The following is a 12094-nucleotide window of genomic DNA, read 5'->3' as shown; positions in this document are numbered from 1 at the left end:
GAGATCAGCATGTACGTTGACCTGACACCGGCGCAGCACAAGCTGCGCCTGGAAGTTCGTGACTACTTCAAGAGCCTGATGAACGACGATCTGCGTCGTGAGTTGCGGGGGGAAGAGGGCAGTGCTACCTCTCACCGGCTGGTACGGCAGATGGGCAAGGATGGCTGGCTGGCGGTTGGCTGGCCGAAGGAGTTTGGCGGTCAGGGCTACGGCCCGACCGAGCAGCTGATCTTCTTCGAAGAGGCCAATATTGCCGGCGCACCACTGCCGTTCGTGACCATCAGTACCGTTGGACCCTCGTTGATGACCTATGGTACCGAGGAGCAAAAGGAGACGTTTCTGCCGGGCATTGCTGCCGGGGAAATCCATTTTGCCATTGGTTACTCGGAGCCGGGCGCCGGCTCTGACCTGGCTACTTTGAAGACCAGTGCGCGGGTCGAGCCCGACCACTTTGTGGTCAACGGCAATAAGCTCTGGACCTCCGGGGCTCACTCTGCCGACTATATCTGGCTGGCTGCGCGGACCAATCCCGAAGAGCTGCGTCACAAGGGAATATCGATCCTGATTGTCGACTGCAAGAGCGAGGGCTTCTCCAACACGCTCATCCCGACCTGCAGCAACCCGACCGCGGCAACCTACTATGACAACGTCATTGTGCCGCGAACCCGCCTGGTCGGTGAGCTGAACAAGGGATGGCAGCTGGTCACTGCCCAGCTCAACCACGAACGTCTCGGACTTGGCTCATGGGCTGATCGGGTAGTGGGCATGTTCCGCAAGGTGTATCTGTGGGCCCGGGCCAAGGATGAACAGGGACGCTGCGCGATGGATCATGCCTGGGTGCGTTCGCTGTTGGCTGAATGCTATGCCCGGTTGGAGGCGATGCGCCTGATCAACTTCCGCATTGCGGCGGATCTTGAGGCCGGCCAGATGGACGTCGCGCTGGCCTCGACCACCAAGGTGTACGGTTCGGAATCGGCTGTGGAGATTTTGCGCAAGCTGACCGAAGTGGTCGGTGCCAATGGCCTGATTCGTGACGGCAGTGCTGCGGCGTTTCTGCTTGGCGAGCTGGAATATGACGTGCGTGCCTGTGTCACCCTGACCTTTGGTGGCGGCACCAACGAGATCCAGCGTGAGCTGGTGGCGCAGTTCGGCCTGGGTATGCCGCGCTCGCGTTAAGTGTAGTAACCACAGCGGGGCCCCAAACAGGGCTGCCGCTGTGGTTGTCTTCAGACTTCCCCTTCGTCAAGTGCCCAAGTGCAGGTGCTCAGTAGCCTGCCTGGCTATCGATGACACCATTCAACTCGGCACCTGATGCAAAGCACAGAAGGTTGTCGATAAATGCCTCGCTCATGCGCTGCTGGCTGAGAGGGCTATTCCAGGAAATGTGGGGGCTTAGCTGTACCTGCGGGTGCTGGTAAAGCCAGTGACCTGCCGGCAATGGCTCAGGGTTTGCCACATCAAGGGAGGCGCGGGCAATTTGCCCGCTATCCAGATGCTCCCTCAGGGCCCGGGTATCGACCAGGGTGCCACGTGATACGTTGATCAGGTGGCTGCCGCGCTTCATCAGCGACAGTCGGTCTGCGCTCATCAGTCCTTCGGTCAGGGCGGTTGCAGGAAGCGCCAGTACCAGATGGTCCGCCGTTGTGATCAGCTCATCGATGTCGGTTACGGATTCGACGCCTGCCATACCTGCAGGACGATAGGTGCGCATGGTGACCCGTACCTTCATGTCAAACCCGAGAGCCCTGCGAGCAATGGCCTGGCCAATGTTGCCAAAGCCAAGTATCCCCAGTGTTTTACCCTCCAGCGTATCCAGCTGCGCCATGCACCAGTGCGGTGGTGGCTGGGTGACCCAGCTGAACGGCAGATTCTTGGCCTGCGCGAGTATCATCGCCATAACCCACTCGGCGATGGGCGCGGTAGTCGCCCCCCTTGAACAGGTCACCTGCCTGCCGTGAAGCAGCTCCAGCGGATAGTCGTCAATCCCCGTGCCCAGCACATGAATCCAGCGAATCTCCGGGTGCCGGGCCAGTAGCTGCCCCAGCGCCTGACTGGCTCCCGGGGGGGCGAGGACCGCATCTACCGCCCCCAGGCTGGCTATCTGGCCAGGGGGCGGCAGGGTCAGGATGTCTGCGTCTGGAACAGCGGCCTGAATGGCCTCGCGCATGGCTGGAAGGTCAAACAGCATCACAACGCGCATGACTTACTCCTCAAGCAAAACACGGCCCAGTTGAACATCACCCTCGATGGTGGTGCGGTTTATGCGCCGGCGTACGCCGGGAGGGGTGCCGGTCGCACAATGCATGGCGCGCCAGTTGTCCCAGAGCACCATGTCTCCCGGTTGCCACTGATGGAAATAATGGAATTGCGGGTCGCGAGTATGCGCCACCAGGCGTTCCAGCAATTCAATCGACTCATCGTTGGAAAGGCCGGCCTTGTAGGGGGTGATCACCCGATCGAGGAACTGCTCGACGATGCCCAGAACTTTCATTCCGGTCACCGGATGGGTCATGACCATGGGATAAACCGACTCGGGGAAGTCGGGAAACTTCACATCCGCGGGTTTCTTCGGGCTGTGCGGGCCCGGTTCATATCCATCCAGGTCCACATAGCGCATGTGTCTTCGTTGCATGCTGAAGGCATAGGACACTTCAAGCCTGGCAATCAGCTCCCTGGTTTTGTCATCCAGTGCATCGTAGGCCTTTGCCAGATCGCCGAACCCGGTCAATCCGCCTTCGCCGGCGACTTCGACGGCTGTAAGCACGGCGCCGTGGTTGGGTTTTCCGGTGTAGTGCAGATCGATATGCCAGTCCAGTCGGCCGACAATGGTTTCTCCCTTGTATATCGCGGTCATCGACTTGTCCTTGTCGCCACCGCTTTCGATCTCGAACAGCTCGGGATAGGCTTCTGATCGCGTCGCCTTCAGGGGATGCAGGGCCAGAGGGCCAAAGTGCCGACTGAATGCGATCTGGTTTTCAGGGGTAATATCCTGGTTACGGAAGACCAGAACACCGTATTGATGCCAAAGGGCAATCAGTTGTTTCCGCTCTGCCTCTTGCAGCGGGCGGGTGATGTCGAAGCCTTGAATTTCAACGCCAATATTGTCCAGCGGCTTAACCGTCAGTTTCATGGTTTTTCTTCCTCAGCTCAGAACGGTTGGATCGCGACGAAGCTCACGACGGGCCATTGCTTCCCAGAGAAATGGAAAGCCGTTTGCGTCCGGCAGGCCGATCTGTGCGATTACCTCCTCGGCCAAGGGCTCTGCACCACCGGCAAGGCGAACCTCATAGGCCCGTCGGCAGCGCCACTCGAGCGTCGCAGCTCGCAGGTGCGCCTGGCGCAGATCACGCCCTACGACGAGCGCGCCATGGTGCGCGAGTAAGGCCCACTTTGCGTCACCCAGTGCTTCGACTGCGGTCATACTGGTGGCCTTGTTCTCGAAGGTGCCGAGATACTCGTTGTAATTCGGCAGCTCTGAGCCGCAGTAGGCACCAGCCTGGTCATAGATCGGCGGGGTTTCTTGCAAGTTGGCCCAGATACCACTCCATTTGGGATGGTTGTGAACGACGACGTTGACATCGGGACGGGCATCATGCAGCTGCAGGTGCAGACCAATGGCGGGAGTGGTATTCCAGTGGCTGTCCAGGATGTTGCCGTGCTGGTCCAGGGTGATGATATCGCTGGCTGTCACTTCGTCCCATGTGAGCTCCCACGGATTGGTCAGTATGCTGCCGTCCGGTTGGCGAACCGTTATGTGGCCTGCGATATGGTCGTTCCAGCCTTCAGCGAACAGCATGCGGCACATCAGTGCCACCTCGGCCTTTGGTGTCAGGTCGGGAAGCAGCGCGCGCTCGCCTCTGCGCGGAGCGAACTTCTCGAACATGGCTTTATTCAAATGCTCTGTCTTCAACACGGGGGGTTATCCTTTTGGCTGTGTGTGTTGAAGGATGCTAAGGAGTGGCCGGCGCCGGGCATTGGAAGGTTTGGCCAGTTAACAGGCCTGAGTGGCCAGAGATGGTCTACAGCAGGCGGCTTCTGAATTCTCGCGGCGTTATGCCGGTCCATTTCCTGAACGCCTTGAGAAATCCGGAGTGATCGCAGTAGCCCAGTTGAAAGGCCAGCTGGGTGACTGACAGGGTCGGATCGCTGAGACCGCGACGGGCATGGATTTCACGGACCCGGTCAATGATCTGCTGGTACTGCCAGCCCTCCGACTGCAGTTTGCGTCTCAATGTCCTTGGGCTGCAGCAGAGTTGGGCGGCAGCCTGATCGGCATTTGGCGGGTTGGCAGGGTCCTTGACGATCAGCGGCCATACCCGCCAGGCCATGTTTCCCCCCATGCGCCGGATGCTGTGCTCCGCGCACATTGCCTCATAGAGTCTGGCGCTCTGTGGGCTGGCGTTCGGCATCGGTGCATCGAGGACTGCTGCGTCGAAGAACAGCTGGATAACCGGTGTATCGAACTGGGGCTCGCAGTTGAAAATGGCCCGGTACTCGCTTGCGTGATTGGGGGCGGGATAGTCGCAACGAAGCCTTGTTACCGGTAAGGGCTGACCCAGTACCCATCGAGCGGTTGCCATGATATTGGCCAGCAGTTCTTCAACGGCCAGCAGCCGAAGGGGCCCCAGGTCTTCGTTCAGGTTGACCTGATAGCAGCCCTGACCGTCTATTTCGCTGAAGGTCGTGATGATCGAATGTCCGGAAAAACGACCGGGGTAGTTTTGGTACTTCAGTCCGGTGGTGTTTGCCTCGCGAAAGGTCGAGCAACTGAGCATCAGAAAGGCAAGCTGGTCATAGGTTGCCAGCGATCGCTGATAGCCCAGCTTGAGCCCGAGCCCCGGATCTCCCGTCTTCTCCATGGCGTCCAGGAGCAGTGCCGTGTGGGTCCGGCTGCTTACCGGCATGTCCATGGATTTGAGATCGTCCAGGCCGTGCGCTGATCGGAGTGCGTCGGTATCAACGCCTTGGTGCGCAAGGAAATCCAGCAGCCAGAAGATGTAGCGCGCATCCGTGTTCATGGATCACTCGTCAATGCAGAAGAGCCAGCGCTCGGGCCACGCAGGCCGCTTGCATGCGCCGAGCGGCACGGAGTTCGGCGGCTGCTAGGGCAGCAGCCTGGCTACCGGCAGGGGACCGCTGGGGCACAGGGACTGGCTGCCAGCGCAGCGCGGCTGATCATACTGCGCCAGCGGCGAGTTGAGCGCGGCGGTCATCAGCATCAGCAACAACGCTGCGGCACTGCCACAAATCCAGAGATGGAGTCGTGATCTGTTCATGCTAAGGCCCTCTTCTTGAGATTGTATGAGCCAATTGGGGTATTCAGATAAGGCGGTATTTTGCCGATCCGACAAGTCTGTACCTCGTCCAAACGGGTTAGGTACGGCTTCTGGCGACGAACGGTTGGTATCGTCTGCTTGGACGATGTTGCTGCACTGGCGAGTTTTCACAATCGGGTGAAAACAAGAAAAGGAAAAGCCAGATGCACAATGGATCTTGCGCGGGTATCGCCCTGGTGACAGGCGCCAGCCGAGGTGTTGGCGCCGGGATAGCCGAGGCGCTTGGCGCACTTGGCATGACGGTTTACCTGAGTGGCCGTACATTGTCCGGTATTGGTACCGACTCGGTTGGCGGGCAGCGGCTGAGTGGCAATCTTGAGGCCAGCGCGGCGGCTGTCAGTGATGCCGGCGGTCACGGCATCGCGGTGCAATGCGATCACGCTGACGATGCACAGGTTGCTGCGTTGTTCGAGCGTATCGAGCGTGAGCAGGGGCGGCTTGATCTGCTGGTCAATAACGCCACCTTCCTTCCTCCGCAGCTGACTGCGCCGGGGCCTTTCTGGGAAAAGCCGCTGGCCATGTCACAGATGCTCGACGTTGGGCTGCGCTCGGCTTACGTTGCCAGTTACTGCGCCATGCCGCTGCTGTTGCGCAGCACACAGGGCCTGATCGTATTTATCTCCAGCTTTGGCGCCAACTGCTATATGCACGGCCCCGCGTACGGGGCGCAGAAAGCCGGCTGCGACAAAATGGCAGCTGATATGGCGGTCGATCTTGAGTCGACACCGGTCAAGGCTGTATCGCTCTGGCTCGGACTGCAAAAGACCGAGCGCAGCGCCCTGGCTGGCGCTGATGACAACGTTGATTACGCGGCTTTTCTTGAGCGTGCGGAGACACCGCAATTCACCGGCAGGGTAATCCACTCATTGTGGAGCGACCCCGAGCTTGAGCGTCTTAACGGCCACACGCTGATTGTTGCCGAGCAGGCTCTGGCCTATGGCCTGCGAGATACGGATGGCCGGCAGCCGGCCTCGCTACGACAGCAATTGGGTGCGCCGCCGGCGGTGCATCCGGCCAGGGTGGGCTGAGCATGGACGACATTCTGCAACGTTTGCAGCGGCTGGAGGATCTGGAGGCGATTCGCGCCCTCAAACACCGCTATCTCAACGCCTGTGACCGCAAGGATGTGCAGGTCATTACTGACTGCTTTGCCGAGGGCGAGATCTGGATCGACTTTGGTCCGATCGGCACCTTCCGTGATCGTGAGGCGTTCATCCAGGTGTACCGGGAGATGGCGTGTCAGCCGCAGGTAATCGACCTGCACCACGCAGCCAACCCGGAAATCACGCTGGAGTCGGACAACACCGCCAGCGCTTGCTGGGCCATTTATTACTTCAATCTTGATGCCGACAGCGGGCTTACACGCCAGCTGGGCGGCACCTATCAGGACCGTTATCGCAAAAGCGAGGGCCGCTGGCAGATCGTGGAAACGGTCTGCCGTCTGCACTCGGTGGTAACCGGTCGCAGCCTTGGAGAACCGCATGAGCAGTGATACCAGCACCCAGGTGCAGGGCGCCTTTGTGCCCGTACAGATTGGCCCGTTGCAACTGAAAAACCGCTTTATCAAGGCCGCCACCAATGAAGGCATGTCGCCCAATGGTGTGCCATCACGGCAGCTGGTGCAATTCCACGCCGGTATTGTTGCTGGTGGCGCGGCAATGACCACCGTTGCCTACTGTGCGGTAAGCGATGACGGCTGCACCTTGCCCAACCAGATTCAGCTTAATGAGCAAACTCTGCCGCACCTGCGTGCGCTGACCGATGCGGTGCACCGCGAAGGCGGCGCGGTCTCGGCACAGATCACCCACGGCGGCTGTTTTGTCTTTACCCCCCAGCCCGGTCAGCGCCGGCCCTTGTCGGCCAGCGGCGGCTTCAACAAAATCGGGTTGATGAGCGGTATGTTCTTCAAGCGCCAGATGACCCGCGCCGATATGCAGCGTATTGCCGCCGATTTTGCACGCGGAGCACGGCTCGCGCAGCAGGCCGGCTTTGATGCTGTAGAGATTCACATGGGCCACGGCTACCTGCTGAGCCAGTTTCTCTCGCCGCTGTACAACAAGCGCACCGATGAATACGGCGGCTCCCTGGAAAATCGCCTGCGCTTTCCCCGCGAAGTGCTGCGCGCCGTGCTGGATGCGGTGGGGCGCGAGATGGCGGTGCTGTGCAAATTCAGCATTACCGAGGGCGTGCGCGGCGGAAACCACATTGAGGAAGGGGTTGCCATTGCCAGGGCGCTCGAAGCGGAAGGCGCCCATGCGCTGGTGCTGAGCGCGGGGATGAACGCCGAGTCCATCACTACCATGTTTGGCTCCTCCTTCCCGCCGGAGAACCGAGCGGTGGTCACCAATCCGATCATGAAACTGGCCATGTACCTGCAGCAGCGGTTCGAGAAGCCGCGTGAGTTCAAGCCGCTGTATTTGCTCAAGTATGCGCGCCAGATTCGCGCTGCGGTAAATGTGCCGCTGGCCTATCTCGGTGGCCTGACCTCCGCCGAGGGGGTTTCCACCCTGTGCGACGAAGGGTTCGACCTGATGGCGATGGGACGGGTGTTGATTCACGACCCGGCTTGGGTGCGCGACCTGCAGCACGGTGCATTGACGCAGAGCGGCTGCACGGCCTGCAACCGCTGCGTGGCCATGATGTACACCGAGGGCGGGACCTCCTGTGTGCTTGGGCGCGCGGGAGATCCGGTGCTGAACAGCTTGCCGGCGGCGAGCTGAATTCCCCCCCCCATTACTATTTCGATGCAGGAGTTTGCATGAGCGAAGACGTGCGTTATTCACCGGGGAGAGCGGTGTCGGAGGCACAGGTTGGCCATTGGGACATGGAAACCGATGTGCTGGTTGTTGGCTTTGGCGCGGCGGGTGCCTGTGCGGCCATCGAGGCGCGTAACGCCGGGGCTGATGTGGTAGTTCTGGAGGTTGCGGGTGCCGGTGGTGGTAGCGCCGCACTTTCGGGCGGTGAGGTGTATGTCGGCGGTAACGGCGGTACTGACGTGCAGCGTGAGCACGGCTTCAGTGACAGTACGGATGATCTGCGCCGTTACCTGATGATGTCGGGCGGTCCGGCTGCCGACGCCGAGCGGGTAGATGTCTATGCCGAGAACGCCGTGCAGCACTTCAATTGGCTGCGCGCACTGGGGGTGCCTTTCAAGGGTACCTATCTGCCGGGCAAGTGGATTGAACCGCCGACCGACGACACGCTTCTGTGGTCGGGCAACGAGAAAGCCTGGCCCTGGAGTGCCGAGGCGCAACCGGCGCCGCGCGGGCACACCGTACAGTTCACCGGCTGGGGCGGCGGTCAGCTGTTGATGAAGGTCTTGTGTGATCAGGCGGTGGCGCTGGGCGCCCAGTTGCATTGCAACAGCCGGGCCCTGGCACTGGTGATTGGCGAACACCGGCGTGTGGTTGGCGTTGTGGCGCGCCAGGATGGCCAGATTCGCTATCTTCGAGCGCGCCGTGGCGTGATCCTTTGCGCAGGCGGGTTCATCTGCAATGCCGACATGGTCCGCCGTTTCGTTCCGTCGGCCCTGGATTGCCAATTGCCGGTCACCGGTGGCAATGATGATGGCTCCGGCATTCGCATGGGCATCAGTGTTGGTGCCGCCACGCTGAACATGCAGGAATTTTTCGCGACGCTGCCGTTCTTTCCGCCGGCGTCGCTGGTCAAGGGAATCTTCGTAAATGGCCACGGCCAGCGTTTTGTCAACGAGGACAGTTACCACGGCCGGGTCGCCCACGCAGTGTTGCGGCAGTCTCAGGGCCGCGCCTGGCTACTGGTCGATAACGAAATATTCGGTCGACCGATTCTGCAGGAAGATCTTGAGATTGCTGCCGTTGGTGAAAGCTGGGAGGAGGTCGAACAGGAGCTTGGGCTGCCTGCCGGCGCGCTTGTGCACACGGTAGAGGAGTTCAACCGCTATGCCGCTGCCGGTGAGGACCCGCATTTTCACAAGAGCGAGGAGTGGCTGCGACCGCTTACGGAGCCGCCATTTGCCGCCCTGAGCTATTGCAAGGGTGACTTCCAGGCGCACGCCTTCACCCTGGGCGGGCTGGCGACAAAACCCACCGGTGAGGTGCTTGACGCTGACGGTGAAACCATTACCGGGCTCTATGCCGCCGGCCGAACTGCCTGCGGCCTGCCTCGCTGGGGGGAGGGTTACAGCTCCGGTCTTTCGCTTGGCGACTCCACATTCTTTGGCCGCATGGCCGGCCGCAGCGCAGCTGCACTGTCGAGCTGAGCTGTTTACGGCGTCGTCCGGACGGACGACGCCGGTCGCCGGTCGCCCTCGTAGAGTCGCTAACACACTTTGTCTCCCCGGGTCTGGCCCGGATGTAACAGCGAGCAGGTATAGCATGAACGAGTTGGAAGAGTTTCGCGCCGAAACCCGGGCCTGGCTTGAAGCCAATTGCCCAGCGTCGATGCGCACGCCGATGCCGTCAGAGGAGATGGTCTGGGGTGGGCGCAATGTCGAGTTTTGCAGTGAAGACCAGAAGCTCTGGTTCGAGCGGATGAGAGACAAGGGCTGGTTTTGCCCGGATTGGCCGGTTGCCTACGGCGGTGGTGGTCTGGATGTGCGCCGCAGCGCCATTCTGGATGCCGAAATGCGGCGCCTGCACTGTCGTCCACCCCAGATTAATCTGGGTATCTGGATGCTTGGCCCGGTGTTGCTGGAGTATGCCAGCGAGGAGCAGAAACAGCGTTTTCTGCCGCCGATGGCGCGTGGTGAAATTCGCTGGTGCCAGGGGTTCTCCGAGCCCAATGCCGGTTCGGATCTGGCCAGCCTGCGCACGACGGCAGTGCTTGATGGCGACGATTACGTGATCAACGGCACCAAGATCTGGACCTCCTACGGCAACAAGTCCGACTGGATGTACGCATTGGTGCGCACGGGCCCCATGGTGCCCAAGCAGAAGGGTATCAGCCTGATTGTGCTGGATATGACGTCGCCTGGTGTTAGCGTCTCGCCGATTGATCTGATCAGCGGAAAGTCCTCTTTCTGTCAGGTGTTCTTTGACAATGTTCGGGTACCGCGCTCGCAGCTCATTGGTGAAATTAACGACGGCTGGAAGCTGGGCAAGGCCCTGCTGCAGCACGAACGCCGTGCCATGTCCCGGTTCAGTGAGTCGGCACTGCCTACCCACTTTGACCTGGATGAATACGTCAAGCGCTGTCTGCCGGCGCCGCAAGATGCTGACGAAGTTGCACTTCAGCAGCGGGCTGTTGCCTGTCTGATGGATGAGCAGGCTTTCAGTCTGACCAATCGCCGGATGATCGACAGCCTCAGCGCCCGTCAGGACGTCTCCGGTCTGATGGCTATCTCCAAACTGGTGCATACCGAGCAGGAACGCGAGAAGTTCGAAATCCTGCTGCAGTTGCTGGGCAATCAGTCCATGGGCTGGAGCGGTGACGGATTCGCCAGTCGTGATCTCGATCTGACCGGGGCCTGGTTGATGAGCTTTGCCCAGACCATTGCCGGCGGCTCGTCGGAAGTACAGTTGAATGTCATCGCCAAGCGGGTGCTTGGCCTGCCGGACCCGGTCCAGGGAGTGCGCTCATGAGCCTGATCTACAACGAAGACCAGCAGCAGTTGCTGGACAGTGCGCAGGACTTCCTGGCGGCACGCTCCCCGGTGGCTGCCCAACGCGCCCTGCGCGACGCCGACGCGGCCGTTGGCTTTGACCCGCAGGTCTGGCAGGGGATGGTTGAACTGGGTTGGTCCGCGGTCGCCTTCGCCGAGGACCAGGGCGGGCTCGACTTCGGTTTTGCCGGCTTTGCGCCGATTTTCGAGCAGATCGGTCGTCACCTCAGTGCGTCCCCCTTGCTAAGCAGCGTGGTGTTGTGCGGCAGTCTTATCGAACAACTGGGCAGTGATAGTCAGACGCAGGGCCTGCTGCCGGGTCTGATCGCGGGCGAACAGCGCTGGGCGCTGGCTCTCGAAGAAGCCGACCGCCACCAGCCGGATCTGTGCGATACCCGTGCGATCAGAACCGATAGTGGTTACCGGCTCAGTGGCTGCAAGAGCTGGGTAATCGATGGCCTGGAGGCCGACGGCTGGCTGGTGATTGCGCGCCTCGAAGACGGTCAGCGCGGGGTATTCGCCGTACCCGCCGGTACGGCTGGCATGACGCTGCAGCGTCGGCAGATGATTGATGCGCGCAATATGGCGCAACTGCTGCTTGAAGACGCAGCGGTGGACGCATCTGCACTGCTCGCCAGCGACCAATTCGAGGCGGCACTCGAGCTGACGCTGGATCGCGGTCGAGCCTGTCTTGCAGCCGAGCTGCTTGGCTGCTGCGAAGCGGTCTTTGCCATGACCCTTGAGTACCTGCGCACCAGGGTGCAGTTCGATGCCCCAATAGGCAGCTTCCAGGCGCTGCAGCACCGGGCGGCGCGACTGTATGTCCAGCTGGAGCTGATGCGCAGCAGCGTGATGGCAGCCTTTGAGGCGCTGGATCGTAATCAGGTCGACCCGGCTCAACGCCGACAACTGGTGAGTCTGGCCAAGTGGAAAGCCAATGAAGCGGCCCAGCTGATCAGCAACGAAGCGATCCAGATGCACGGAGGCATTGGCGTGACCGATGAATACGACCTGGGGTTGTTCCTCAAGCGTATTCGCATGGCGCAGTCTCAGCTCGGGCACAGTGCCTTTCATGTATCGCGCTATGCCGGCGTGCGGCTGAGCTAGCCGCAAACGGGTTGCAGTACCAATAAAAGCAACAAGACTCAGGCTACCCAGATGACAGACAAGAACACTT

12 protein-coding genes are annotated in these 12094 nt (G+C 60.7%); 7 read left to right on the top strand and 5 right to left on the bottom strand.

All coding sequences use genetic code 11. The features are described 5' to 3' along the window. Nucleotides 1-9: 9 nt before the first annotated feature. Entirely contained in the window at nt 10-1176 is a 1167-nt protein-coding gene (locus tag O5O48_RS15100; RefSeq protein ID WP_269687472.1) for an acyl-CoA dehydrogenase family protein, read from the top strand. An 88-nt stretch (nt 1177-1264) separates the two neighbouring features. On the opposite strand, the gene O5O48_RS15095 is transcribed toward O5O48_RS15100, so the two are convergent. The 5 genes from O5O48_RS15095 to O5O48_RS15075 all read right to left on the bottom strand — a co-directional run bounded on the left by O5O48_RS15095 (nt 1265) and on the right by O5O48_RS15075 (nt 5276). Beyond that, complete coding sequence (locus O5O48_RS15095; protein WP_269687471.1) at nt 1265-2200, bottom strand: NAD(P)-dependent oxidoreductase; 936 nt, start codon at nt 2198-2200, stop codon at nt 1265-1267. A gap of 3 nt (nt 2201-2203) precedes the next feature. Continuing rightward, complete coding sequence (locus O5O48_RS15090) at nt 2204-3130, bottom strand: TauD/TfdA dioxygenase family protein (RefSeq protein WP_269687470.1); 927 nt, start codon at nt 3128-3130, stop codon at nt 2204-2206. A 12-nt stretch (nt 3131-3142) separates the two neighbouring features. After that, nucleotides 3143-3913 carry a class II aldolase/adducin family protein gene (locus O5O48_RS15085; RefSeq protein WP_269687469.1) on the bottom strand — a complete coding sequence of 257 codons (771 nt, stop codon included), beginning with the start codon at nt 3911-3913 and terminating at the stop codon, nt 3143-3145. A gap of 106 nt (nt 3914-4019) precedes the next feature. After that, nucleotides 4020-5018: an AraC family transcriptional regulator gene (locus O5O48_RS15080; protein WP_269687468.1), complete on the bottom strand. Its 999-nt coding sequence runs from the start codon at nt 5016-5018 to the stop codon at nt 4020-4022. A gap of 84 nt (nt 5019-5102) precedes the next feature. Further along, nucleotides 5103-5276: a hypothetical protein gene (locus O5O48_RS15075; protein WP_160003153.1), complete on the bottom strand. Its 174-nt coding sequence runs from the start codon at nt 5274-5276 to the stop codon at nt 5103-5105. A 203-nt stretch (nt 5277-5479) separates the two neighbouring features. On the opposite strand from O5O48_RS15075, the gene O5O48_RS15070 reads away from it, so the two are divergent. The 6 genes from O5O48_RS15070 to O5O48_RS15045 all read left to right on the top strand — a co-directional run bounded on the left by O5O48_RS15070 (nt 5480) and on the right by O5O48_RS15045 (nt 12024). Next, nucleotides 5480-6364 carry an SDR family NAD(P)-dependent oxidoreductase gene (locus O5O48_RS15070; RefSeq protein WP_269687467.1) on the top strand — a complete coding sequence of 295 codons (885 nt, stop codon included), beginning with the start codon at nt 5480-5482 and terminating at the stop codon, nt 6362-6364. Nucleotides 6365-6366: 2 nt separating this feature from the next. Next, the gene (locus O5O48_RS15065) at nt 6367-6828 is read left to right on the top strand and encodes a nuclear transport factor 2 family protein (protein WP_269687466.1); all 462 of its coding nucleotides are present in this window, start codon (nt 6367-6369) and stop codon (nt 6826-6828) included. Next, entirely contained in the window at nt 6818-8056 is a 1239-nt protein-coding gene (locus O5O48_RS15060; RefSeq protein WP_269687465.1) for an NADH:flavin oxidoreductase, read from the top strand. The genes O5O48_RS15065 and O5O48_RS15060 overlap by 11 nt, the downstream gene beginning before the upstream one ends. 38 nt (nt 8057-8094) lie before the next feature. Further along, complete coding sequence (locus tag O5O48_RS15055; protein ID WP_269687464.1) at nt 8095-9576, top strand: FAD-dependent oxidoreductase; 1482 nt, start codon at nt 8095-8097, stop codon at nt 9574-9576. A gap of 115 nt (nt 9577-9691) precedes the next feature. Further along, the gene (locus O5O48_RS15050; RefSeq protein ID WP_269687463.1) at nt 9692-10897 is read left to right on the top strand and encodes an acyl-CoA dehydrogenase family protein; all 1206 of its coding nucleotides are present in this window, start codon (nt 9692-9694) and stop codon (nt 10895-10897) included. Then, the gene (locus tag O5O48_RS15045; protein WP_269687462.1) at nt 10894-12024 is read left to right on the top strand and encodes an acyl-CoA dehydrogenase family protein; all 1131 of its coding nucleotides are present in this window, start codon (nt 10894-10896) and stop codon (nt 12022-12024) included. The genes O5O48_RS15050 and O5O48_RS15045 overlap by 4 nt, the downstream gene beginning before the upstream one ends. Nucleotides 12025-12094: the final 70 nt, after the last annotated feature.

The sequence above is a fragment of the Halopseudomonas sp. MFKK-1 genome (assembly GCF_027474385.1).
Taxonomy (GTDB): Bacteria; Pseudomonadota; Gammaproteobacteria; order Pseudomonadales; family Pseudomonadaceae; genus Halopseudomonas; species Halopseudomonas aestusnigri.
Note: the sequence above shows the minus strand (reverse complement) of the source record. Positions and strands in the feature narration are given on the sequence as shown.

Excerpts from the sequence above, each read along its gene's own strand:
- O5O48_RS15100 (WP_269687472.1), top strand. The coding sequence starts at position 10 with ATGTACGTTGACCTGACACCGGCGCAGCACAAGCTGCGCCTGGAAGTT.
- O5O48_RS15095 (WP_269687471.1), bottom strand. The coding sequence starts at position 2,200 with ATGCGCGTTGTGATGCTGTTTGACCTTCCAGCCATGCGCGAGGCCATT.
- O5O48_RS15090 (WP_269687470.1), bottom strand. The coding sequence starts at position 3,130 with ATGAAACTGACGGTTAAGCCGCTGGACAATATTGGCGTTGAAATTCAA.
- O5O48_RS15080 (WP_269687468.1), bottom strand. The coding sequence starts at position 5,018 with ATGAACACGGATGCGCGCTACATCTTCTGGCTGCTGGATTTCCTTGCG.
- O5O48_RS15075 (WP_160003153.1), bottom strand. The coding sequence starts at position 5,276 with ATGAACAGATCACGACTCCATCTCTGGATTTGTGGCAGTGCCGCAGCG.
- O5O48_RS15070 (WP_269687467.1), top strand. The coding sequence starts at position 5,480 with ATGCACAATGGATCTTGCGCGGGTATCGCCCTGGTGACAGGCGCCAGC.
- O5O48_RS15065 (WP_269687466.1), top strand. The coding sequence starts at position 6,367 with ATGGACGACATTCTGCAACGTTTGCAGCGGCTGGAGGATCTGGAGGCG.
- O5O48_RS15060 (WP_269687465.1), top strand. The coding sequence starts at position 6,818 with ATGAGCAGTGATACCAGCACCCAGGTGCAGGGCGCCTTTGTGCCCGTA.
- O5O48_RS15055 (WP_269687464.1), top strand. The coding sequence starts at position 8,095 with ATGAGCGAAGACGTGCGTTATTCACCGGGGAGAGCGGTGTCGGAGGCA.
- O5O48_RS15050 (WP_269687463.1), top strand. The coding sequence starts at position 9,692 with ATGAACGAGTTGGAAGAGTTTCGCGCCGAAACCCGGGCCTGGCTTGAA.
- O5O48_RS15045 (WP_269687462.1), top strand. The coding sequence starts at position 10,894 with ATGAGCCTGATCTACAACGAAGACCAGCAGCAGTTGCTGGACAGTGCG.